This window comes from Oceanihabitans sediminis, from assembly GCF_003337215.1.
Lineage (GTDB): Bacteria > Bacteroidota > Bacteroidia > Flavobacteriales > Flavobacteriaceae > Oceanihabitans > Oceanihabitans sediminis.
This window is the reverse complement of the sequence record NZ_QPIG01000005.1, coordinates 1-25,018: the sequence shown is the minus strand read 5'-3', so window position 1 is coordinate 25,018 and position 25,018 is coordinate 1. Positions and strand designations below refer to the sequence as shown.

24 protein-coding genes are annotated in these 25,018 nt (G+C 32.1%); 17 read left to right on the top strand and 7 right to left on the bottom strand.

Annotated elements, in window-relative coordinates:
- Positions 1–53: 53 nt before the first annotated feature.
- Positions 54–950: a site-specific tyrosine recombinase XerD gene (xerD, locus tag DU428_RS11500; RefSeq protein ID WP_113966659.1), complete on the bottom strand. Its 897-nt coding sequence runs from the start codon at positions 948–950 to the stop codon at positions 54–56.
- Between the two features lie 144 nt (positions 951–1,094).
- Here xerD and DU428_RS11495 point away from each other — a divergent pair, with 144 nt between their 5' ends.
- Positions 1,095–1,673 (top strand): porin family protein, encoded by a 579-nt coding sequence (locus DU428_RS11495; RefSeq protein WP_113966658.1) that lies wholly within the window; start codon positions 1,095–1,097, stop codon positions 1,671–1,673.
- A gap of 157 nt (positions 1,674–1,830) precedes the next feature.
- Positions 1,831–2,250, top strand: coding sequence for a type II 3-dehydroquinate dehydratase (aroQ, locus tag DU428_RS11490; RefSeq protein WP_113966657.1), 420 nt, complete (start codon positions 1,831–1,833; stop codon positions 2,248–2,250).
- Between the two features lie 76 nt (positions 2,251–2,326).
- Here the strand turns inward: aroQ and lpdA are convergent, their stop codons facing one another.
- Both lpdA and msrB read right to left on the bottom strand, forming a co-directional pair.
- Positions 2,327–3,703: a dihydrolipoyl dehydrogenase gene (gene lpdA / locus DU428_RS11485; protein ID WP_072352222.1), complete on the bottom strand. Its 1,377-nt coding sequence runs from the start codon at positions 3,701–3,703 to the stop codon at positions 2,327–2,329.
- A 188-nt stretch (positions 3,704–3,891) separates the two neighbouring features.
- Positions 3,892–4,380 carry a peptide-methionine (R)-S-oxide reductase MsrB gene (gene msrB, locus DU428_RS11480; RefSeq protein ID WP_072352221.1) on the bottom strand — a complete coding sequence of 163 codons (489 nt, stop codon included), beginning with the start codon at positions 4,378–4,380 and terminating at the stop codon, positions 3,892–3,894.
- Positions 4,381–4,562: 182 nt separating this feature from the next.
- Here msrB and DU428_RS11475 point away from each other — a divergent pair, with 182 nt between their 5' ends.
- From DU428_RS11475 to DU428_RS11420, 12 genes are all read left to right on the top strand, one after another.
- Positions 4,563–5,399, top strand: a complete 837-nt coding sequence (locus tag DU428_RS11475) for a M48 family metallopeptidase (protein WP_113966656.1) — start codon at positions 4,563–4,565, stop codon at positions 5,397–5,399.
- Positions 5,400–5,453: 54 nt separating this feature from the next.
- Positions 5,454–6,752, top strand: coding sequence for an MFS transporter (locus DU428_RS11470; RefSeq protein ID WP_072352219.1), 1,299 nt, complete (start codon positions 5,454–5,456; stop codon positions 6,750–6,752).
- Positions 6,753–6,797: 45 nt separating this feature from the next.
- Positions 6,798–7,613: a lipocalin-like domain-containing protein gene (locus DU428_RS11465; RefSeq protein ID WP_072352218.1), complete on the top strand. Its 816-nt coding sequence runs from the start codon at positions 6,798–6,800 to the stop codon at positions 7,611–7,613.
- A 268-nt stretch (positions 7,614–7,881) separates the two neighbouring features.
- Positions 7,882–10,335: an endopeptidase La gene (lon, locus tag DU428_RS11460; protein WP_072352217.1), complete on the top strand. Its 2,454-nt coding sequence runs from the start codon at positions 7,882–7,884 to the stop codon at positions 10,333–10,335.
- A 2-nt stretch (positions 10,336–10,337) separates the two neighbouring features.
- A complete protein-coding gene (locus DU428_RS11455) occupies positions 10,338–11,045 on the top strand; it encodes a LysM peptidoglycan-binding domain-containing protein (RefSeq protein ID WP_083585123.1) in 708 nt (235 codons plus the stop codon).
- 55 nt (positions 11,046–11,100) lie between these two features.
- Positions 11,101–12,120 carry a type IX secretion system protein PorQ gene (gene porQ, locus DU428_RS11450; protein ID WP_072352215.1) on the top strand — a complete coding sequence of 340 codons (1,020 nt, stop codon included), beginning with the start codon at positions 11,101–11,103 and terminating at the stop codon, positions 12,118–12,120.
- A gap of 61 nt (positions 12,121–12,181) precedes the next feature.
- Positions 12,182–12,877, top strand: a complete 696-nt coding sequence (gene cmk, locus DU428_RS11445; protein WP_072352214.1) for a (d)CMP kinase — start codon at positions 12,182–12,184, stop codon at positions 12,875–12,877.
- Positions 12,878–13,104: 227 nt separating this feature from the next.
- Positions 13,105–14,937 (top strand): 30S ribosomal protein S1, encoded by a 1,833-nt coding sequence (gene rpsA, locus DU428_RS11440; protein WP_113966655.1) that lies wholly within the window; start codon positions 13,105–13,107, stop codon positions 14,935–14,937.
- 173 nt (positions 14,938–15,110) lie between these two features.
- Entirely contained in the window at positions 15,111–15,650 is a 540-nt protein-coding gene (gene pyrR / locus DU428_RS11435; protein ID WP_072352212.1) for a bifunctional pyr operon transcriptional regulator/uracil phosphoribosyltransferase PyrR, read from the top strand.
- A gap of 58 nt (positions 15,651–15,708) precedes the next feature.
- Positions 15,709–16,638 carry an aspartate carbamoyltransferase catalytic subunit gene (locus DU428_RS11430; RefSeq protein WP_113966654.1) on the top strand — a complete coding sequence of 310 codons (930 nt, stop codon included), beginning with the start codon at positions 15,709–15,711 and terminating at the stop codon, positions 16,636–16,638.
- A 2-nt stretch (positions 16,639–16,640) separates the two neighbouring features.
- Positions 16,641–16,973 carry a ribonuclease Z gene (locus DU428_RS11425; protein WP_072352210.1) on the top strand — a complete coding sequence of 111 codons (333 nt, stop codon included), beginning with the start codon at positions 16,641–16,643 and terminating at the stop codon, positions 16,971–16,973.
- A gap of 56 nt (positions 16,974–17,029) precedes the next feature.
- A complete protein-coding gene (locus DU428_RS11420) occupies positions 17,030–17,935 on the top strand; it encodes a ribonuclease Z (RefSeq protein WP_072352209.1) in 906 nt (301 codons plus the stop codon).
- On the opposite strand, the gene DU428_RS11415 is transcribed toward DU428_RS11420, so the two are convergent.
- On the bottom strand, positions 17,932–18,345 hold the full coding sequence (locus DU428_RS11415; RefSeq protein WP_113966653.1) for a hypothetical protein: 414 nt from the start codon (positions 18,343–18,345) through the stop codon (positions 17,932–17,934). The genes DU428_RS11420 and DU428_RS11415 overlap by 4 nt on opposite strands.
- Before the next feature lie 82 nt (positions 18,346–18,427).
- Here DU428_RS11415 and pdxH point away from each other — a divergent pair, with 82 nt between their 5' ends.
- The 3 genes from pdxH to DU428_RS11400 all read left to right on the top strand — a co-directional run bounded on the left by pdxH (position 18,428) and on the right by DU428_RS11400 (position 20,690).
- On the top strand, positions 18,428–19,075 hold the full coding sequence (gene pdxH / locus DU428_RS11410) for a pyridoxamine 5'-phosphate oxidase (RefSeq protein ID WP_072352207.1): 648 nt from the start codon (positions 18,428–18,430) through the stop codon (positions 19,073–19,075).
- A gap of 170 nt (positions 19,076–19,245) precedes the next feature.
- The gene (locus tag DU428_RS13550) at positions 19,246–19,731 is read left to right on the top strand and encodes a CAP domain-containing protein (RefSeq protein WP_072352206.1); all 486 of its coding nucleotides are present in this window, start codon (positions 19,246–19,248) and stop codon (positions 19,729–19,731) included.
- 464 nt (positions 19,732–20,195) lie between these two features.
- On the top strand, positions 20,196–20,690 hold the full coding sequence (locus tag DU428_RS11400; RefSeq protein WP_113966652.1) for a CAP domain-containing protein: 495 nt from the start codon (positions 20,196–20,198) through the stop codon (positions 20,688–20,690).
- 71 nt (positions 20,691–20,761) lie between these two features.
- On the opposite strand, the gene DU428_RS11395 is transcribed toward DU428_RS11400, so the two are convergent.
- The 3 genes from DU428_RS11395 to DU428_RS11385 all read right to left on the bottom strand — a co-directional run.
- A complete protein-coding gene (locus DU428_RS11395) occupies positions 20,762–22,678 on the bottom strand; it encodes an OmpA family protein (protein WP_113966651.1) in 1,917 nt (638 codons plus the stop codon).
- A 12-nt stretch (positions 22,679–22,690) separates the two neighbouring features.
- Complete coding sequence (locus DU428_RS11390) at positions 22,691–23,629, bottom strand: PorP/SprF family type IX secretion system membrane protein (protein WP_072352203.1); 939 nt, start codon at positions 23,627–23,629, stop codon at positions 22,691–22,693.
- A gap of 12 nt (positions 23,630–23,641) precedes the next feature.
- A partial coding sequence (locus DU428_RS11385; RefSeq protein ID WP_133296321.1) for a gliding motility-associated C-terminal domain-containing protein occupies positions 23,642–25,018 on the bottom strand: 1,377 nt, incomplete at its 5' end.

The window sequence follows — 25,018 nt, the reverse complement described above, 5'->3', positions numbered from 1 at the left end:
GTAGTAAATATAGTAAAATATCGATAAGAAATGAAATTTATCGATGAAACACTTTAATTTCTAGGGTGATAGGTGTTCATAACATCCTTTAAGTGACTTTTATCTACATGCATATAAATTTCTGTTGTAGTTATACTTTCGTGACCTAGCATGAGTTGTATAGCTCTTAAGTCGGCGCCATTTTCTAGTAAATGTGTAGCAAAGGAATGTCTAAAAGTATGCGGAGAAATATTCTTATTTAAATTTACTTTTTCTGCCAATTGCTTGATAATGGTGAAAATCATGGCTCTAGTAAGTTGTTTTCCTCTTCGGTTTAAAAAAAGTATATCTTGAAAATCTTCTTTTATTGGGTCATGAACTCTTACTTGGTTTTTATAAAGGTTGATTATTTTTTGTGTTTCAGGAACTATAGGAACAAAACGCTGTTTATCTCCTTTTCCAGTAACTTTTATAAAGCCTTCCTCAAAAAATAAATCGGAAATTTTTAAGTTAATTAATTCGCTTACGCGTAAACCACAGCTATAAAGAGTTTCTAGTATGGCTCGATTTCTTTCTCCTAGTGGTTTGCTAAGATCTATAGCGTTTATAATTGTATTTATATCTTCTTCGCTTAAGGTATCAGGAAGCTTTCTACCTATTTTAGGTGATTCAATTAATTCTAAAGGGTTTGTTTTAATATAATCTTCAAAGACTAAATAATTGAAAAAACTACGTAAGCCAGAAATGATTCTAGATTGAGATCTTGCATTTACTTTTTTTGCAATTTCATAAATGAATTGTTGTACAATTTCTGAAGAAATACTTAAAGGAGATTCCTGTATGTTGTTATCTTCTAAGTGTTTAATTAATTTGTTAATATCTAAAGCATAGTTATTAATTGTGTTTTGTGATAACCCACGCTCTATCTTTAAATACATTTTATAATCTGCAAGTGCTTGTTGCCATTTCATAGCAGTAAAAATAAGATATATAACTATATTTTATATGTAATAAAAATTAATTTTTCAATACTTTGAATATGAGTGGTTTATTTGTGTTGGTAATTTGTAAACTAATTTTATAATTAATCAATATTAAATTTTAAACTAATTATTATGAAAAAATTATTATTTACTGCTGCAATTGCATTTTTAGGGTTTACAAGTGTTAATGCACAAGAGTTCAGTTTTGGACCAAAAGCAGGTTTAAACTTAGCAACTTTAACAGGAGATGTTGAAGATGCAGAAATGAAAGTTGGTATACACATTGGTGGAGCAGCTGAAATAATGTTTAATGACAAAATGGGGCTACAAGCAGAATTGTTATTTTCTATGCAAGGAGCTCAAAACAAATACACAGAAACCTCTAGTTTTGGGGGTGTAACCGAGACATATAAGTCTGATGAAAAAGTTAAATTGAGTTACATTAATATTCCAGTGATGTTTAAATATTATATTGTTGATGGTTTCAATGTAGAAGCAGGACCACAAGTTGGGTTCTTAATATCGGCTAAAGCCGAGGAGGAATATGAGGTTTCTTATGTTGGAGGTGGATCTGATTATAATGAGTCAGGATCTGAAGAATATGATGTTGATGATGAATTGTTACCAATTGATTTTGGATTTAACCTTGGGTTAGGTTATAAAATGGATTCAGGTTTAAATTTTGGTCTTCGTTATAATATTTTGGTTTGATGAATATTAATGATCAAGAAAATTCAAACGAATACAAAATGTCTAACGGTGTATTACAAGCATCTATAGGGTTTATGTTTTAGGTTATTAAAATTAAATATATGCCGAAGCAATTGCTTCGGCTTTTTTTATGCTATAACTTTTGTATTTTTACCTTATGAAGAAAATAATTATTATAAATGGACCTAATCTTAATTTGTTAGGAACTCGTGAACCTGAGATTTACGGAAATTTATCTTTTACCGAGTTTTTAGAAAAACTTCAAGAAAAATATCCCAAGGTAGAAATTGATTATTATCAATCTAATGTTGAAGGTGAGCTTATTAATAAGCTACAAGAGGTTGGTTTTAGTTATGATGGAATTATTTTAAATGCGGCTGCATATACACATACCTCTGTAGGAATTGCAGATGCTGTTAAAGCCATTAAAACTCCAGTAGTTGAAGTGCATATATCTAATACTTTTGGAAGAGAGGCTTTTAGGCATACTTCCTATATTTCACCAAATGCAAAAGGTGTAATTCTAGGTTTTGGTTTACAGAGTTATGAGTTGGCTGTTCAAAGTTTTGTTCACTAGTTATTATTTGAAATAAAGACATAAAAAAAGGTTTCGAATTTTCGAAACCTTTTTTTTATGATAAATATATTACTTTTTATAAGTGAATTACTTCATCGTAAGCAGCAGCAACCGCTTCCATAACCGCTTCACTCATAGTAGGGTGTGGGTGAACTGCTTTTAATACTTCATGACCTGTAGTTTCTAGTTTTCTACCTAAAACAGCTTCAGCAATCATATCTGTAACTCCGGCACCAATCATATGGCATCCTAACCATTCACCATATTTAGCATCGAAAATAACTTTTACGAAACCGTCTTTTGCTCCAGAAGCACTTGCTTTACCGGAAGCAGAGAATGGGAATTTACCAACTTTGATATCGTATCCTTTTTCTTTTGCTTGTTTTTCTGTTAAACCAACAGAAGCAATTTCAGGAGAACAATAAGTACAACCTGGAATGTTTCCGTAGTCTAAAGCTTCAACATGTTGTCCAGCAATTTTCTCTACACAAAGAATTCCTTCCGCGGAAGCGACATGGGCTAATGCTTGACCTGGAGTAACATCTCCAATTGCATAATAACCAGGAATATTTGTTTGGTAGTAATCGTTTACTAAAATCTTGTCTCTATCTACAGCGATACCAACATCTTCAAGTCCGATACCTTCAATATTTGTTTTAATACCTACTGCAGAAAGAATGATATCTGCTTCAAGAACTTCTTCTCCTTTGCTAGTTTTTACTGTAGCTTTTACTCCGTTTCCAGATGTATCAACAGAAGTAACTTCGGCAGAAGTCATGATTTTTATACCGCTTTTCTTAAAACTTTTTTCTAATTGTTTAGAAACATCTACGTCTTCAACAGGAACTACGTTTGGTAAATACTCTACAATAGTTACATCTGCACCCATAGAGTTGTAGAAGTAAGCGAACTCTACACCAATAGCACCAGATCCAACAACAATCATCTTTTTAGGAACTTCTGGTAAGTTTAAAGCTTCTCTATAACCAATAACTTTTTTACCGTCTTGTGGTAAGCTAGGTAATTCGCGAGAACGAGCACCAGTAGCTATAATTATATGGTCTGCGCTATATTCTTTTCCATCAACGTCAATTTTCTTTCCGGTTTTTAGTTTCCCGTAACCTTCAATAACATCAATTTTGTTTTTCTTCATTAGGAACTGAACTCCTTTGCTCATTCCGTCTGCAACATTACGACTACGTTTTACAACAGCGTCAAAATCTTTATCTACATCTTTAACTGTAAGTCCGTAATCTTCTGCATGTTTTAAATATTCAAAAACTTGCGCAGATTTCAGTAATGCTTTTGTAGGAATACAACCCCAATTTAGGCAAACGCCACCAAGATTTTCTTTTTCTACAATAGCAGTTTTAAATCCTAATTGTGAAGCTCTAATAGCTGCAACGTAGCCTCCAGGGCCACTACCAAGTACAATTATATCGTATTTACTCATTATGTATTTTTTAATCGATTTTTCAAGTCACGAAGTTACAAAACCTAAGCTTAAAATTCCAATAACCAATTCACAAATTCTCTAAACCCGAATTTATGTAGTGTTTATAAGAGAAGAAGGAGATAAATCTCTACCAAATTATTGAGAAATTGAAGAAGTTAAAATAGTTTTCATAGTTATTTTGAACATTACTCAGTAGGAATAAATTTTAGGGCATTACCATTTACACAGTGTCTTTTTCCGGTAGTATTTTTTGGACCATCGTTAAAAACGTGACCAAGATGTCCGCCACAGTTAGCACAATGTTCTTCTTCTCTATAAAAACCAAGACTGCTATCTTTTTCAAAAGCTACATTTCCTTTAATCTCTCTGTCAAAACTTGGCCATCCAGATTTAGAATCATATTTATGTTCGCTTTTAAATAAAGGAGTATTACAAGCAGCACAATGATAAGTGCCTTTTTCGTAGTTTTTATTTAATGGGCTAGAGAAGGGGCGTTCTGTTCCTGCTTCTCTTAACACATGGTATTGATCTTTGCTAAGAATTTGTTTCCACTCTGCATCTGTTTTAGAAATAGGAAATTTCGTTTTAGAGCTTGAAGATGTTTCTTTTATCTGTGCATTAGAATTACAGCTGATAAAAAAACTAATAGATAATAAGAAGATTATTTTTTTCATGTTAATATTGTCGTTAGTTTATTGGTTTATTTACAGCATTCCATAAAGATTAACTTTTACAGAATATTATGGACTTTAATCATTTTTCTTAAACATATAATGTTAATAGTGTAACAATAATATGGAACAGTTTTTGTAAATTTATACAAACTAAAATTATACCTAATTAAAATACATAATAAATGAAATTAAAAAATGTAATAATTGCTAGTTGTACAGTCTTGATATTCTTGTCTTGTGCAACAAACCCTTTTACAGGAAAGCAAACTATGGCATTGGTTTCTAATGCGCAGTTATTTCCAACAGCATTTGCTCAATATAACCAAGTACTATCAGAAAGTATTGTAGAAACAGGAACAGCAAGAGCAGAAATGATTACTCGTGTGGGGCAGCGTATTGCTGTTGCAGCAGAACGTTGGTTAAACGCTAACGGACATCAGGGATATCTTGCAGATTACGAATGGGAATATAAATTGATTGATGAGCCTACAGTAAACGCATGGTGTATGCCAGGGGGAAAGATTGTTTTTTATACGGGAATATTACCTGTAGCCCAAAACGAAACAGGAATTGCAGCTATTATGGGGCATGAGGTTGCCCACGCTTTGGCTAATCACGGACAGCAACGTATGAGTGCTGCTTATATTCAACAAGGGGTTGCGCTAGCAGGAAATATTGCTATTAATAATGAAGAAGATAGAAATACATTTAACCAATATTATGGTATAGGTTCACAAGTAGGAGTTATGTTACCTTTTAGTAGAAGTCATGAAACGGAAGCAGATAAAATAGGTTTATACTTAATGGCAATTGCTGGTTATAATCCAACGGAAGCTGCAGAACTTTGGAAACGCATGAAAGCAAATAGTGGAGGAGGAGCTCCACCAGAAATTTTAAGTACACACCCTTCTAACGATAGTAGAATTGCTAATTTACAAGCATTAGCACCACAAGCTGTCGCTGAAGCAAAGAAGTTTGGAATACAATCTTTTAAACCAATTACAAGTTACTCATACTAATTAAAAATATTTTTTTACTTTAGAAGCTGCTCAAAAAAGAGCAGCTTTTTTTATATGAATAAACTACCAAAAGGAAGTAAAAAACTTCTAAACGCCTGGGCTTTTTACGATTGGGCAAATTCTGTATACACACTTACTATAGCATCTTCTATATTTCCTATATTTTATTCTGCATTATTTCTTAGCGAAATAAAAAATGTAGAAGCTTTTGGCTTCGTTTTTAAAAGTACCGCACTAATTACTTATGTGACGGCTTTTACTTTTTTGGTTGTAAGTTTTACATCGCCTATACTTTCTGGAATTGCAGATTATGTAGGAAATAAAAAGAATTTCATGAAATTCTTCTGCTATGTAGGAGGTTTAGGGTGTATCGGACTTTATTGGTTTAGCTTAGAAAACATACACATAAGTTTACTTTTCTATTTTATGGGATTGATAGGTTATTGGGGGAGTTTGGTTTTTTACAATTCCTATTTACCAGATATTGCATTTCCAGAACAGCAAGATAATATTAGTGCCAAAGGATTTTCATTAGGTTATATAGGTAGTGTTTTACTGTTGATTGTAAACTTAGGGATGGTAATGAGTCAAGAAACAGGACCAGAAAAAATGCAAATGATGCGTTATTCATTTGTTACCGTAGGTTTATGGTGGATTTTATTTAGTCAATACACCTTTTATATTTTACCAAAGGGTGTTTCTTCTGGAGAAAAAGTTACCAAAGCTATTGTATTTAATGGTTTAAAAGAATTAAGGGTGGTTTGGAGTCAGTTGAAAGAAAATCTTAGATTAAAACGCTATTTAATAGCCTTTTTTGTTTTTAGCATGGCAGTACAAACCATCATGTTAGTGGCTGTATATTTTGGAGAAGAAGAAATAGCATGGGGAAGCGATGCCGATAAAACAAGCGGATTAATTGTAAGTATTTTAATGATACAATTAGTTGCCATTTTAGGAGCTTTTCTAACATCAAAAGCATCTTCAAAGTTTGGAAACATAAAAACTTTGATTTTTGTTAATTGTGTTTGGATGGGCTTATGTTTTTATGCTTATTTCATGAAAACACCAATGCAGTTTTATATAGCAGCTTCCGTAGTAGGAATGGTAATGGGCGGTATTCAAAGTTTAGCTCGTTCTACTTATTCTAAGTTTTTACCAGAAACAGAAGATACTACGTCTTATTTCAGCTTTTATGATGTTGCAGAGAAAATAGGAATTGTTATAGGAATGGTCATTTTCGCAACGATAGATCAAGTAACAGGAAGTATGCGAAACTCTATTTTATTCTTATTTGTTTTCTTTTTAATTGGAATTGTATTGCTATTTAGAGTGCCAGAAAAAGAAACCATTTAATTTATTTTATTAAGTTTGTTAAAATTAACTATCAATTAAAAATTAATGAAAAATATCAAGCTAATTGCCATCTTTGTTTTAACCCTATTCTTTACGGTTACATCCTGCGATAACGAACCAATTGAAGGAGATTTTGGTCAAAATGGAAATGACAACGAAGTAAGTTGTGCAGAAGCAACTCAGAACCTTTCACAAATTTCTACCATCTACGGAACAACTACTCCAGATGATGTAAATTATACAGTTATTTGCAACGATTATGCTGTTGCCTTACAAAATATGATTGACTCTTGTGGAGATGCTACAGGAGCAATTCAAGACTTATTAGACAATTTAGATTGTCCGGCACTTCCAGATGATTGTTCTATAGCAATAACGGTAGTAGCCTCTGCACAAGCAGCCTATGAATCAGATCCTACAAATGATACATTTTGTTTAGCTTATAAAGCAGCATTACAAAATCAAATTACAGAATGTGGTGACCCTACAGGAAGTTTACAAACTACTATTAACGGATTATCTTGTAATGAAACTGCTGAAGTTAGCATAGTAGGTACTTGGGAGTTAGTAGCCTTTACGGTGAATGGTGAAACAACAGATGTTTGTTTAGGTGAAATTGAAATATTCACAGAAACAATGTATCAATACCAAGAAGCATTTGGTGATAACTGTGAAAACCTTTCTGAAGTTAGTGCCTTAGAACCATATACTTTAATAGGAAATGAGTTAACAATTACAGAAGATGGTATTTCTTATGTATATGAAGTTTTAGAATTAACCGAAACAACTCTAGTTTACCAAGAAGAATACACCGATACCGGAGAAGAATTTGTAGAAGTTCATACATTTGAAAGACAGTAATCGAGTTTCAAATTAATAATACAAACAAAAATCCGAAGTTATTGCTTCGGATTTTTTGTTTATTGAAAGCGCCTAACCACCAATAAGGTTTTTTAAATATTGAAATAGGAATGTGGCATATTTATTGAATTTATACTACACATGGATGTGGTGTGTAATTGTGTAATCTGCTAACATTCATGCTGATAATAGAAAAATAATTACTAATTTTAAAATATAAACATTTTGTTATCTGCTTGTTAGGTGACAATTTGGCTTAATTACATATATGAAAAAATCAGGTTTACTAGGTCTTGACAGTTTGTCATTACAGGATTTTGATGAAAATTCAGAGTTAATCCCTTTAATGACTCCAGAAGATGAAGAAGAAATAAACAATGAGAAATTACCAGAAACACTACCAATTCTTTCTTTAAGAAACACGGTATTGTTTCCAGGAGTTGTTATTCCTATTACGGCAGGAAGAGACAAGTCTATCAAATTAATTAACGATGCTAATAACGGATCTAAAGTTATTGGTGTAGTTGCTCAAAAGGACGAATCCGTTGAAGATCCTAAGGCGGGAGATATTCATGAAACAGGTACAGTTGCAAGAATTTTACGTGTTTTAAAAATGCCAGATGGTAATACAACTGTTATTATTCAAGGGAAAAAACGTTTTAAGGTTGCTGAAGTTATTACTGAAGAACCTTATATGAACGCCACTATTCGCGAAGTTCCTGAAGCAAAACCAGAAAAAAACAATAAAGAATTTGATGCGATTATAGAATCCATTAAAGATCTTGCTTTACGTATCATAAAGGATAGCCCGAACATACCAAGTGAAGCTTCTTTTGCTATTAAAAATATTGAAAGCAATTCGTTTTTAGTGAATTTCGTTTCTTCTAATATGAATCTTTCTGTAAAAGAAAAACAACTTTTATTAGAAAATGACGATTTAAAAGAACGCGCTCTTGCGACTTTAAAATACATGAATTTAGAGTTTCAGAAATTGGAACTTAAAAATGATATTCAGCTAAAGGTTCAAAGTGATATGAGCCAGCAGCAACGTGAGTATTTCTTACACCAGCAAATGAAAACCATACAAGAAGAACTTGGTGGCGGTGTTTCTGCAGGTGAAGAGATTGAAGAAATGCGTCAGCGTGCAAAGAAGAAAAAGTGGGACGAAAAAACTTCGAATCACTTTGAAAAAGAATTGGCTAAGATGCAGCGTATGAACCCGCAAGTAGCGGAATATTCTATACAACGTAATTATCTTGACTTGTTTTTAGATTTACCATGGAATGAGTTTAGTGAGGATCAATTCGATTTAAAACGTGCTCAGAAAATTTTAGACAGAGACCATTACGGATTAGATGATGTTAAAAAGAGAATTTTAGAATATCTAGCGGTTATTAAATTGCGTAACGATATGAAATCGCCAATCCTTTGTCTTTACGGACCTCCAGGAGTTGGTAAAACATCTCTAGGGAAATCTGTAGCAGAAGCTTTAGGAAGAGAATATGTGCGTATTTCTTTAGGTGGTTTACGTGATGAAGCAGAAATTCGCGGTCATAGAAAAACCTATATAGGTGCAATGCCAGGTAGAATTATAAAAAGCTTGAAAAAAGCAGGAACATCTAACCCTGTATTTGTACTAGACGAAATTGATAAGTTATCTAACTCACATCAAGGAGATCCTTCTTCTGCAATGTTAGAGGTTTTAGATCCAGAACAAAACAGTGAGTTTTATGATAATTTCTTAGAAATGGGTTACGATTTATCTAAGGTGATGTTTATTGCAACCTCTAATAGTCTATCTACCATTCAGCCTGCATTATTAGATAGAATGGAAATCATTAATGTTACAGGTTATACTATTGAAGAAAAAGTTGAAATAGCTAAGCGTCATTTATTGCCTAAGCAATTAAAAGAGCATGGCTTAACAGATAAACATCTTAAAATAGGGAAACCACAACTAGAAAAAATAGTAGAAGGTTATACTCGTGAATCTGGTGTTAGAGGATTAGAAAAACAAATTGCTAAAATGGTACGTTATGCTGCCAAAAACATTGCAATGGAAGAAGAGTATAATATAAAAATTTCTAATCAAGATGTTATTGATGTTCTTGGCGGGCCAAAACTAGAAAGAGATAAGTACGAAAACAATGATGTAGCTGGTGTGGTTACAGGATTAGCTTGGACAAGAGTAGGAGGAGATATTTTGTTTATTGAATCTATACTTTCTAAAGGAAAAGGAGCCATGACTATTACCGGTAACCTAGGAAAAGTAATGAAAGAATCTGCAACAATTGCCATGGAATATATCAAGGCAAATGCTACAGATTTAGGGGTAGATCCTGCTGTTTTCGAAAAATATAATGTACATATTCACGTTCCAGAGGGTGCAACTCCAAAAGATGGTCCTAGTGCAGGGGTAACTATGTTGACTTCCTTAGTGTCCTTATTTACCCAACGTAAAGTAAAAAAGAACCTAGCAATGACAGGTGAGATTACTTTAAGGGGTAAAGTTTTACCTGTTGGCGGAATTAAAGAAAAAATCCTTGCTGCAAAGCGCGCAAGAATAAAAGAAATATTACTTTGTGAAGATAATAGACGTGATATTGAAGAAATTAAACCAGAATATTTAAAAGGCTTAACTTTTCACTATGTTGCAGATATGAAGGATGTTATAGACATTGCTGTAACTAAGAGCAAAGTCAAGAACTATAAAAAGCTATAATTATGAAAACGCCACTATTTGTATTAATCTGTATGATTTCGTTTTCTGTTTTTTCACAAGAAACAGAAGTAACAGAAGAATTTCTTCCTATAAATTTAGAGGGTAAAGAAGCATTTCTTTCTACTAAAACAGGAGAATATATATTTCTAGATCATGCTGATACAGATGCAAGAAAATTAAAAACTACAGATAGTGGCGTTATTTATACAGATATTAAAATTCATACCGTAGCTAAAAGGGAAACCATATCTAGAATCGCAAAAAAATACGATTTAAGTGAAGACGAACTAATTCAGCAAAACGATTTAAAAAACACCAAACTAAGTATTGGTCAAGAATTAAAAGTCATTAAAAATTTAGTAATAAAGTCTAGTAGTCCTGTTTTAAGTCAAGGAGAATCTAGAATTATTGCACAGCTACAACCAGGGCAAAGTCCAACATCATTAGAAGTTGCTCCTCCGCAGAAAGTAGTATCAACTCCTAACAAGCCAAGTGTTACAGAAACAAAGGAAGTAGTACAAAGGGAAGTAGTACAAAAGGAAGAGGAAAAAACTTCCACAACTGATTCCGGAAATTATTATATAGTAAAAAAAGGAGAATCTTTATATAGCATCGCAAAAGAGCACAATACTACTATTGAAGCGATAATGGAATTAAACAAACTAACTTCAAGTAATATTGGTATAGGACAAAAGTTATTGCTTAAGTAAAAATATATTTCTTATTTCTTCGTTTTAATATAGATTTACTTATTTTGCGTCGTTTATGATAAAGAAATATCTTACTTGTTTATGTCTATTATGCTTTGTCACTTCTTATTCGCAATTAGGAGGAGAAACTACATACCAATTTCTTAATTTAGTATCCTCGCCACGTCAAGCAGCTCTTGGTGGAAAAGTACTTACCAACGTTGATTATGACGTTACACAAGCCATTTACAATCCGTCTACTATTAATTTAGATATGCATAACCAATTAGCGGTTAATTATTCTAATTATTTAGGAGATGTTAGTTATGGTACAGCCGCATACGCTTATACTATAGATAGAAGAAATTTAACCTATCATATTGGTGTAACTTATGTTAATTACGGACAGTTTGATGGTTATGACGAACAAGGAGTAGCAACAGGATCTTTTTCAGGAAACGAAGCAGCTATTTCATTTGGTCATGCGAGACAAATAGGATATTCAGATTTTTATTTAGGTGGAAATGTAAAGATTATCACCTCAAAATTAGAACAATACAACAGTATCGGAATCGCATTAGATGCCGGTTTAATGTATATAAATGAAGATTTAGAATTTCAAGCAACCTTAGTTCTTAGAAATGCCGGAACACAAATTACTACCTATGCTGGTCAAAATGAACCTCTTCCTTTTGAAGTTGATTTCGGAATGTCTCAAACACTAGAAAATGTACCAATCCGATGGCATCTAACTTTCGAAAACCTACAAAAATGGCCTATAGGAAGTTCTAACCCTGCAAGAGCTACAACAGATTTAGAAGGAAATCAGACACAAGAAAAAGTTGGTTTTTTTAATCAAGTCTTACGTCATACTATAATAGGAGCTGAGTTGTTTCCAGAAGGAGGTTTTCAACTTCGTTTAGGTTATAATTTTAGAAGAGCAGAAGAACTTCGTATTGTAGATCAACGAAACTTCTCAGGATTATCTGCAGGTATTTCTATTAAATTAAACAAAATGCGCTTCAGTTATACACATGCAAAATATACAAGCGCAGCAAATGCAAATTTCTTCGGTCTTCAAATAGATTTAGAATAAACACTACATTTCTTTACCACTTTACTTATTTCAAGTATTTTTGTGAACTCTTACAGATAATATGAATAAAATTACCATTGCCATAGACGGATTTTCTTCCACAGGAAAAAGTACAGTTGCAAAACAACTTGCAAAACATTTGGGTTATATATATGTAGATACAGGTGCTATGTACCGAGCAGTAACCTATTATGCAATGCAGCATAATTTCATAAGTGCATCCCATTTTGACATTGAAGGTTTGGTTTCTGAACTGCATAAAATCGAAATCAGTTTTGTGTTTAATGAAGAAGTAGGTTTTGCCGAAGTCTATTTAAATGCTGAAAATGTAGAGAAACAAATACGAACGCTAGAAGTTTCAGGTTTTGTTAGTCAGATTGCAACAATTCCAGAAGTGCGTTACCAATTGGTAAAACAGCAACAAAAAATGGGAGAGAACAAAGGTGTTGTTATGGACGGAAGAGATATAGGTACGGTAGTTTTTCCGTATGCTGAATTAAAAATATTCATGACCGCTTCTGCTGAAACAAGAGCACAACGTAGGTATGATGAGTTAATAAAAAGGGGAGATGAAGTTTCGTTTAAAGATGTGCTTCATAACGTGCAAGAAAGAGATTATATAGATTCCAACAGAAAAGATTCGCCTCTAGTAAAAGCATCAGATGCTATTGAGATTGATAATTCTAATTTATCCTTAGAAGAACAGTTTGATAAAATTCTTCAATTAGTAAATAATGCCCTAGAAAATAACAGCTAATTTTTTGTTGTAAAATTTTCAGCACCAAACATTTGAGATTCAAAAAAATAATTGTAGTTTTGCACTCCTTTTAGCGAGTAGTGAAAGATAAAGGGAATATAAATAAATTATTTTTAACACTTCTGTGTGTTATCGCTTAACCAATCTTTCTAAAACACAACAGAATACAAAACATAATGTACATAGGTTTAAACTAAAAAGAACCATTACATTATTACATTATCTAAATGGCTGAAAAAGCAAAACAAGCTGAAGTTGAAGCAACGGAAGCAAAAGTAAATGAAACTCCTCAAGTTTCTGAAGCGCAAGCAAACCCTGAAAAATTCTTAAAAGAGTTCAACTGGCACAACTACCAAGAAGGTATTGATGAAGTTGAAGATTCTCAATTAAAAGAATTTGAAAAATTAGTATCAGAAAACTTCGTAGATACATTAGATGACGAAGTAGTAGAAGGTGAAGTAATTCACATTTCTGATCGTGATGCTATCATTGACATTAACGCAAAGTCTGAAGGTGTAATTTCATTAAATGAATTCCGTTACAACCCTAACTTAAAAGTTGGTGACAAAGTAGAAGTATTAATTGACGTTCGTGAAGACGCAACAGGACAATTAGTATTATCTCACAGAAAAGCACGTGTAATTAAAGCTTGGGATAGAGTGAATAATGCACATGATACTGGAGAAATCGTTAACGGTTTTGTTAAATGCAGAACTAAAGGTGGTATGATTGTAGATGTTTTCGGAATTGAAGCATTCTTACCAGGTTCACAAATTGACGTAAAACCAATTAGAGATTACGATCAGTATGTAAACAAAACTATGGAATTTAAAGTTGTTAAAATCAACCACGAATTCAAAAACGTAGTAGTATCTCATAAAGCTTTAATTGAAGCTGATATTGAAATTCAAAAGAAAGAAATTATTGGTCAATTAGAAAAAGGTCAAGTACTAGAAGGTGTTGTTAAAAACATTACTTCTTACGGTGTATTTATTGATCTTGGTGGAGTTGACGGATTAATTCATATTACAGATCTTTCTTGGTCAAGAATCAACCATCCAAACGAGATTGTTGAGTTAGACCAGAAATTAAACGTTGTAATCCTTGATTTTGATGAAAACAAATCAAGAATTCAATTAGGTCTTAAACAATTATCTAAACATCCTTGGGATGCATTAGGAGAAGATATCAAAGTTGGTGATAAAGTAAAAGGTAAAGTAGTTGTAATTGCAGATTACGGTGCATTTATCGAAGTTGCTGAAGGTGTTGAAGGATTAGTTCACGTAAGTGAAATGTCATGGTCTACACACTTACGCTCTGCTCAAGATTTCGTATCTGTAGGAGATGTAGTAGAAGCACAAATCTTAACTCTTGATAGAGAAGATAGAAAAATGTCACTTGGTATTAAGCAATTAACTGCTGATCCATGGACAGATATCACTACTAAATACCCAGTAGGTTCTAAACACACAGGAACTGTTCGTAACTTTACAAACTTTGGTGTATTTGTTGAATTAGAAGAAGGTATTGATGGATTAATTTACATCTCTGATTTATCTTGGACTAAGAAAATCAAACACCCATCTGAGTTCTGTGCAGTAGGAGATAAGTTAGATGTTGTTGTATTAGAGTTAGACGTTGAAGGACGTAAACTATCTTTAGGACACAAACAAACAACTGAAAACCCTTGGGATAAATACGAAACTGAATTTGCTTTAGGTACAACGCATACAGCTGCAATTGCTGATGTTGTAGATAAAGGAGCGACTATCGAGTTTAACGAAGATATCGTTGCTTTTGTTCCTTCTCGTCACCTTGAAAAAGAAGATGGAAAGAAACTAGGTAAAGGAGATACAGCAGAATTCAAGATTATCGAATTCAATAAAGAATTTAAAAGAGTAGTTGCTTCGCATACTGCTATCTTTAGAGAAGAAGAAATCAAGAATGTAAAAGAAGCTGTTAAGAAAGCAGAAAGTCAAGCTGCAGAAGCAAAACCAACTTTAGGTGATGCTAACGAAGCTTTACAAGCTCTTAAAGACAAAATGGACGGAAAGAAATAATTTTCCAAACATTATAAATATAAAAGCCTCTCAGAAATGAGAGGCTTTTTTTGTGTCTGTAAATAAGACTTTTAAAGATAAGTGTATAAAAGCATTAAACTCTAGCTAATAAATAGCTTTCAACTTCTAATTTTTTGCATTACCTTTGTTAACCAATTATTTTTGGATATTCTATGAGTCAAAAAGTGTTACTTAACGCAAAAGAGGTAAACATCATTCTTCATCGATTGGCTTGTCAATTAATTGAAAACCATAAAGATTTTAGTAATACAGTATTAATCGGTATACAACCAAGAGGTAAATACTTGGCTAATCGTTTGGTAGCTTTACTAAGAGACGATTATAAAATCAAAGACCTTCCTATAAATCATTTAGATATTACCTTTTATAGAGATGATTTTAGAAGAGGTGATAAAACTCTGGAAGCAAGTACTACAGAGATAAATTGCCAAATTGAAGGTAAAAACGTGGTTTTTATTGATGATGTTTTATATACAGGACGAAGTATTCGTGCTGCACTAACAGCAATTCAATCTTTTGGAAGACCTAAAGAAATTGAATTATTAACTTTAATAGATAGAAGGTTTAGTAGACATTTACCAATTCAGCCTAATTATAGAGGTAGACAAGTAGATGCTATTAATGAAGAAAAAGTAATAGTCAATTGGGTTGAAAACCATGGAGAAGACGCTGTTTATTTAGTGAATCATTAGCAAACACCTCCAATTATAAAATAGTTAATAATACAGATTAATACTGAAAACTAAAATTATGAGCGAGTTAAGTGTAAATCACTTATTAGGAATAAAATATCTTAACAAACAAGATATACAACTCATTTTTGAAACGGCAGATCACTTTAAAGAAGTAATTAATAGGCCGATAAAAAAAGTGCCTTCGCTACGAGATATTACCATTGCTAATTTATTTTTTGAAAATTCTACTCGTACAAAACTTTCTTTTGAACTTGCAGAAAAAAGATTATCGGCAGATGTAATTAACTTCTCAGCCTCTCAATCTTCTGTAAAAAAAGGAGAAACCTTAATTGATACGGTAAACAACATCCTTTCTATGAAAGTAGATATGGTTGTTATGCGTCACCCAAATCCAGGTGCTGGAATATTCTTATCTAAACATGTAAATGCTAGTATTATAAATGCTGGAGACGGAGCACATGAGCATCCAACACAGGCATTATTAGATTCTTATTCTATTCGTGAAAAGTTTGGAGAAGTAAAAGGGAAGAAAGTTGTTATAGTTGGAGATATCCTACATAGTAGAGTAGCCTTGTCTAATATTTTTGCACTACAATTATTAGGAGCAAAAGTGATGGTTTGCGGACCAAAGACTTTAATTCCAAAATACATTACAGATTTAGGTGTACAAGTAGAAACAGATTTACGAAAAGCCTTAAATTGGTGTGATGTAGCTAATATGTTACGTGTACAAAATGAGCGTATGGATATTAGTTATTTCCCTACAACTAGAGAATATACACAACAGTTTGGTGTAGATAAAGCTTTATTAGATTCTTTAGATAAAGAAATAACTATCATGCATCCCGGACCTATAAATCGTGGTGTAGAAATTACAAGTGATGTAGCAGATTCTAAACAAGCTATTATTTTAGACCAAGTACAAAATGGTGTTGCAATTAGGATGGCCGTAATTTATTTATTAGCTTCTAAAATAAAACAGTAATTATGATATTTGATAAAAACGAAAACATAAGTATTATAACGCAGGATAAAGCTTCCGTTATAGAATTAGTTAAGAAATTAGATGTTTTATATAATAAGTTTAAAAACGATAATGTAATTGTAAATATCACTAGTTTAAAGCCTGTTTCTGTTGAAGAGATTGTAGAGTTTCTTCAGATATCAAACAAGCATAGAGAAGCAAAGCATTCTTTTGTAATTGTTTCCAATAAAACAGATATAGATGCTACGCCAGATGAATTAGTTGTTGTTCCAACATTGCAAGAAGCATATGACATCATTGAGATGGAAGAAATGGAACGCGATTTAGGTTTCTAAAAAATATTTAAGCTTAATCGTTATGCAACAAACAGCCTAACAAGTTCACAATACAAATGAAATTACATATTTTAGGTTGTTATAGTGCAACACCAAAAGCAAATACTAATCCAACAGCGCAAGTTTTAGAGATTAGTAATCATCAATTTCTAATTGATTGTGGCGAAGGCACCCAGGTACAATTACGCAGGCAAAAGATTAAGTTTAACAGGGTTAAACACATATTCATCTCCCATCTTCACGGAGACCATTATTTTGGTCTTATAGGCCTTATTTCAACATTTAGATTGCTTACTCGTGAAACCGAATTGCATATTTATGCTCCTAAAGGTTTAAAAGAACTTATTACGCTTCAAATGAAATTAGCCAGCTCTTGGACTAATTATCAACTAATCATTCACGAATTAAATTCTAAAGAATCTGAATTAATTTTTGAAGATGAGAACGTTGAAGTACATACTATTCCTTTAGATCATAGAGTTTATACTAATGGTTTTCTATTTAAAGAAAAAGAAGGAGAGAGAAAGTTGGATATAGAAAAGGTGGAAGAGGCAAATATAAATGTTGCCTATTACAGAAAATTAAAACAAGGTTATGATGTTGTTAATGAAGATGGCGTTTTAATAGATAATAAGAAGGTTACTTTAGAAGCTAATAAGCCTAAAAGCTATGCTTTTTGCAGCGATACAGCTTATTCAGAAAAGATATTACCAATTATTAAAGATGTTGATGTTTTATACCATGAATCTACATTTTTAGATAAACATGAAAAATTAACCGTACCTACAAAACATAGCACTGCTAAACAAGCTGCTACTATAGCAAAAAAAGCCAATGTAGGAACTTTAATACTTGGACATTATTCTACTAGATATGGAAATTTACATGATTTTAAAACAGAGGCACAAACGGTTTTTGAAAATGTTTTACTTGCAGATGATGGTAAGGAATTTCAATTTTAATTAAACTCTTTTAAGCCTAAAATCCACTCTATTGCTTGGTCTAATGTCTCACAAATCTTAATAGGATTTTTAGCAATTTTCTTTTCCATAGAAGAATTCTGGAAGCTTAATTCCGAATAAGGAACTAATGCACTTGCAAAAATAAAATCATATTGATTGTAAAAGTGTATCCAATGTTGTGGCTCGATAGAATAGGAGTTTATTTTGTTGGAAAGAAAAGCTATTTTAAAATCATTACCATAATGATCTGCAATAGCAGATATAACTCTCTCTATATTCTCCCAACTAAAATGTACTCCTTCATGAACTTCGGAAATAACAAATTTATCTAAAAAGAAAAAGTTGCCAAAAGAAAACTCTATTTTTGAGTTTCTAAGGAGTTTGAAATATTTACTTTCTTCAAATTTCATAGGTGAAAAACAAAATCTAAATTTAGATATAAATACCATTTAAAAAAAGTTTTTAAGTATAAAAAGTTAATATATAAATGCTATGAATAGAGACTTAGGAGATTACAGAAGATCCTACGAAAAGGGCGAACTTTTATTAAAAGACACACCCGAAAACCCTATGGAGTTGTTTCAAAAGTGGTTTTATGAAGTAGATAATCATTTTCCTGAAGATGAAACAAATGCTATGACTATTTCTACCATTGGGTTAGATGGATTTCCAAGAAATAGGGTAGTGCTACTTAAAAAATATACCTATGAAGGTTTTGTTTTTTATACCAACTATCAAAGTGAAAAAGGTCAAGCTATAGAAAACAATCCTAATGTATGCTTATCTTTTTTTTGGCACGGAGCAGAGAGACAAATTATTATAAAAGGTAAAGCTGAAAAGATTGCTAAAAACCTAAGTGATGGTTATTTTGAATCGAGACCAAGAGGAAGTCAATTAGGAGCGATAGTTTCTAATCAAAGTGCTATTGTTGAAAGCAGAGAAACTCTAGAGGATAACTTAAGAAAACTAGAAAAGGAATTTGAAGGGAAAGAAATTACACGTCCAGAACATTGGGGAGGTTATATTGTAAAGCCTATTGAAATGGAATTTTGGCAAGGAAGAGCCAATAGACTCCATGATAGGATTCGATATACTTTACAAGAAAATTATAGCTGGACAAAAAACCGATTATCTCCTTAATTATTCGATTAAGCGTGGTATAATAGCTTTTTTAAGTCTTTTTTAACGATTAAAAGTAGTTTAATCACGATGAAATACGTGTATTTCATCGATATTAACATTTATTTAATGATTTGTATGGTTTGTCTTACTACTTTTGCAAGACCTAAACTAAAATAAATCTATTTTGAATAAAATTAACCTATTGTTTATTTCTTGTCCTTTTATTATCTTTTTCTTGTTCTTCAGATAGTGAAGAAACAAATACAGAATCGCTTACTACCGATTATGTAATTCCAGAAGCAAAACAAATTGAAATAGATATCCTAAAATTAATTAATGATTATAGAATTATAGAAGGTTTACAAACTTTAGATACTTTAGCAATCATAAAGTCTCAAACATATTCCCATACAGAATATATGATTAAAACCAATGATGTATCTCATACCAACTTTCCAGAAAGAAAAAACTTTTTAAATGAAAGAGCTGGTGCTAAAAAAGTTTCAGAAAACCTTGCCTTTGGTTATAGTAGTGCAGAGTCTGTTGTTAATGGATGGATAAATAGCGATAGTCATAGAGGAGCAATAGAAGGAGATTATACACATTTTGAGGTTTCTGCAGAACAAGATGCAAACGGCTATTGGTATTTTACCAATATATTTGTAAAAAAATAATAAGTTTTAAATAGATATAAAAAAATCACTCAGAAATGAGTGATTTTTTTATTTGTATTTGTTTTTAATTTCATTGAATACCTTTATTCTATCAGCATTAGTCTTCTGGTTCATAATATTTTAGATTGCTTTGTTACATAATTTCATTTACGGTATTAAATTTTCCACAGTTACGTTCCGATTTGTAAGTATTTTGTTTTAAAGTATTTGAAAGATATTACCATTATAAATTTTAAGAAATATTACTTAATAGATTATAGGTTTTTTTATGCTTTCAATAATACGATAATACGCAAATAAACACGACTAAGTGCGTTAATTGACTATTTTAAACTTTGTAAATAGGATAAAAGACATAAAATATCGACGAAATGCATGTATTTTATCGATTTTAACATTTTATTAACTCTTTCTTTTAAATAGGTTTCTACTTTTACTGAACCAAATCTAAAACCTATAAAATTATGAAAAAGCTTAACCTACTTTTCGTTACCCTAATGGTCTTATTATCTGTTTCATCTTGTTCACCAGATAATGATGAAACAACTGTAGAACCACTTACTACTGATTTAATAATTCCAGAAGCAAAACAAATTGAAATTGATATTCTGAAATTAATAAATGATCACAGAATTTTAGAAGGTTTACCTACATTAGATATTTTAGAAATAATTAAATCTCAAACTTATTCTCATACAGATTACATGGTCCAAACGCATAATGTATCTCATGCTAATTTTTCTCAAAGAAGCAGCTTTTTAAAACAAAGAGCAGGAGCAAATAGAGTTTCAGAAAATGTTGCTTTTGGGTATAATACAGCAGAGTCTGTTGTAAATGCATGGCTAAATAGTGAAAGTCATAGAGGAGCAATAGAAGGTGATTATACACATTTTGAGGTTTCAGCTGAGCAAGGAGAAAATGGGTATTGGTACTATACCAATATATTTGTTAAGAAATAAATTGTAATATATAATACAAAAAAATCACTCATTTCTGAGTGATTTTTTTGTTTGTACTAATATGACTTTCCTTAATCATAGGTGTTTGTTATAAGGAATTTAGATCTTCTATTTTCTTGGTGTTTTTCTTCGGAACATTTTACACCATTAGAACATTCATTTAGAAGTTGAGATTCGCCGTACCCAATGGCACTTTCAATTCTACTAGCATCAATCCCTCGAGAAATGATATAATCTCTGGTAGCTTTAGCTCTTCTGTCTGAAAGCATCATATTATATTCGTCCTTACCACGGCTGTCTGTATGCGCTTCAATTTTTATATGCATTTTAGGATGATTATTCATAACTGTAACAATGTTTTCTAATTCATAAGCAGCATCTGGTCTGATATTATGTTTATCAAAATCAAAGTAAATAGGGTTTATTACAATTTCATTTCTAATAATAAGTGGTGTAATGTATAAATCCTGTACTATTTCGTCTTCATGAATTTTGCTTGTTGCAACTTGTTGAATATCTTCTCTAAAATCTAACTTACTAGCAATAAGTGTATATTTCTTTTCACAATCTACTTCAAAAGAATACTCCCCCTTTTCATTAGAAGTTATGGTATCTATTTCTTTTCCTGCCTCATTCAGTATTTTAACAGTTGCTTCTGCTTCAGGTATTGCATCTAATTTATTATAAACAATTCCTTTGATTGTTTGTTTACATTGAATTGTTTCAAATTGATACATTACATCAATATTACTTTCTTCATCTCTATTAGAAGAAAAGAAGCCTTTTTCTTTTTCTGAATCTATATAAAATGAAAAATCATCGAATCTACTATTGAAAGGTGCTCCTAAATTTTCTGGTTCTGCGTTTTCGTCTTTAAGGATATCAGACTTAAAAATATCTAATAAACCTAAACTAATATGACCATCTGAAGAAAAGTATAAGGTACTGTCTTTTGCTACAAACGGAAACATTTCTCTACCTGAAGTATTAACTTTTGGTCCGAGGTTTTTAGGTTCTCCATATGTTCCAGAGGCTTTTCGCTCTACACTATAAATATCCGTTCCACCGTAACCTCCTTCACGATCAGAAACAAAATATAACACTTTATCATCTGCACTTAAAGCTGGGTGCCCGGTTGAAAATACTTTATCATTAAAAGGAAGGTCTACCACATTACCCCAGGTATTTCCTACTTTAGTAGCTTTATAAATTTTTAAATAGGAGGTACCTTCTTTGTCGTAGGATATTTTATTTCTATCATCTACATTATCTCTTGTAAAATACATGGTTTTACCATCCTTTGTAATCGCAATATTTGCTTCATGATAATCTGAATTTATTGCCTTTGGAAGCGGCTTTATATCTGTGATATTAACCTTATCATCTTGATATGATAATGTAGCAGAAAACAGATCTAAAAAAGGCTCTTCATTCCATTTATACACTTTTTTCTTCTTGCTTAAATCTGATTTTCTTGGCGATGCAAAGTAAAAAGTACTATCATGAACATAAGCACCAAATTCTGAAAATTCAGAATTAATTTCTAAAGGATCATATTTAATATATACTCCTTCTGTAGATGAAAGTTCTTGGTATTTTGAAAAATCTAAAACCTCTAATTCATTTCCTCTTTTATTGGCACCTTCTAATTCTCTCAACTTAGAAATCCATTTATTAGCTTTTTCATATTCTCCTAAACTCTTTAAAGACTGAATATATTTATAAATTACCTCTGGTTGAATATCCTTATACTTGTTTACTGCTTTACCGTACCATAAAGCTGCCTGCTGCGTGTTTGAGTTATTATAATAGCAATCACCTAATCTAGTTAATACATGCTCACTACTATCTCCCTTTTTTACAGCTTCTTCATATAATTCACTAGCTTTAATATAGGCGTAGTCTCTAAAAAACTTATCTGCAACTTGTACCTGAGAAAATATCAGAGAATTGCTTAAAACGAATATGATTAATATAATTTTTTTCATCTGATTATTATTTTAGAAATATCTAGGTGATTTGATACGTTTAATTTTAAATACTTCAAACATTAATAATACCTCATGGGTACCACCTGTATAGGAGTTTATATCTGACATTGGATACTCATAAGTATATCCTATTCTTATTTCTTTTGAAACTTGAAAATCTACTAATGCTCCTAATGCCGAAGTATAGTTATTTATTCTATATGAAGCACCTAGCCAAAGCTTTTCGTTAAACAGAAAATTAGCTGTTAAATCATACGATAGGGGAGCTCCATTGGTTGCTTTTATTAAAGCTGCAGGTTTAAACTTTGTATTATCACTTAAATTGAATACATATCCTCCAGTTACATAATAACTAATACGTTCTAAAGCTTCATATTGAATTCCGCTAGAGTTATTTTTGTCATTATAATTTGTTGTTAGAACCCTAGGAGCAGATACTCCAATATACCATTTTTGCGTATGCCAAAATACACCAACACCTATATTTGGATTCCATCTATCTTCTACACCATAAATAGATCCGTCATGAATAGTAGATTCATGCCCTCTTAGTTCATTATTTAAACTATACTGGGTAAATCCACCTTTTAAACCAAAAGCTAGTTTTGTTTTTTCACCTGTATTAATAGTATATGAAAAGTCGGCATATAAATATGAAAACTCTTCATAACCAAGTTTATCATTAATAAAGGATATACCTACACCAACCTTTTCGTTTTTTAAAGGTGTATTTATAGATAATGTTTGGGTTGTTGGCCCTCCTTTAAATCCAACCCACTGACTTCTATGTAGTCCCACAACACTAAGTGTTTCTCTACTTCCTGCATAAGCTGGGTTTATAGAAATCGTGTTATACATGTATTGGGTAAACTGTGGTAATTGTTGGGTAAACCCTATAGTACAGCTTAATAATGCTAATGCAACAATATATTTTTTTATAAGTTTCATAGGTTAGTGATTTTATTTGGTTCCTAAGTAGATGTATCCGTTAATTGGTTTTATACCACTATCTCTAACGATAACAATATAATAGTATGTACCACTAGGTAAAGTGCCTGCTCCTCCAATAGAGTTTTTATGTGAAGAACCATTCCAATCATTTTGATAATCTTTCTTTTCAAAAATTAAAGCTCCCCAACGATTGTAAATCTGAACATCAATTGTGTATCCACAAAGTTCAACACCCGTCACTTCAAAGTACTCGTTGTACTGGTCACCATTTGGTGTTACTGCTACTGAAATTTCCACGTTGTCTTCACTACAGTTTAATACAAAACATCTGTTATGTACCTCGATCGTAGCTTCTACATAAGTTGGACAAGCAGAGTTGTTTTCTGTATAACTAAAAGTGAATTCAGAACTTGCATTATCACCATTAAGTTCGATGCTTAGAGGGTCAAAGTAATGACCATCTATAATTTCTGCATCTCCAGATATTAATTCCCAAGTTCCACTATCATCATAATAGCCACTTAGTAAATCAAATAAGTTATATACTTGAGCTTCAAACTCGTCGGTAACACATAGACTGATATCGTTTCCTGCTACAGAGTTGTTTTCTAATGTTAGCATAGCATACACAACAGTTTCATTTCCACATTCATCTGTTATAGTATATTCTACATCTAACATTCCACCCATTCCAGGAACAGAAGTTAAGTTTGAGAAATTATAATCTGAAGTCACTTGGCCAGTTAAGTCTGCATCGCATCCATCAAAAGCACAAGCTTCTAGGGCTGCAATATTTGCTGCATTCCATTGGTTTGCAATTTCTTCATTATTCTCACCATCACAATTTAATGTTTGATCTGTTACATCACATGCAGTTACATCTGGCGGTGTAGTGTCTTCTAGAGTTAATGTAGCTGAAATAGTAGCTTCATTGCCACAGTCGTCTGCAACCACATAGTTAACAGTTATTGTTCCACCTTGACCACAAGTTGAAACTAAGTTTTCAAAGTTGAAGTCAGAAGTAACAGTATAAACAGCATCAGCATCGCAATCATCACCCGGACAAGCTTCTAATGCAGCTATATTCGCATTGTTCCAATCCGTAGCGATAGCTTCGTTATCTGCACCATTACATTCCATAGTTTCATCTATTACCTCTGTACAGATTGTTAAGTCTGGTGGCGTAGTGTCTTCTAGAGTTAATGTAGCTGAAATAGTAGCTTCATTGCCACAGTCGTCTGCAACCACATAGTTAACAGTTATTGTTCCACCTTGACCACAAGTTGAAACTAAGTTTTCAAAGTTGAAGTCAGAAGTAACAGTATAAACAGCATCAGCATCGCAATCATCACCCGGACAAGCTTCTAATGCAGCTATATTCGCATT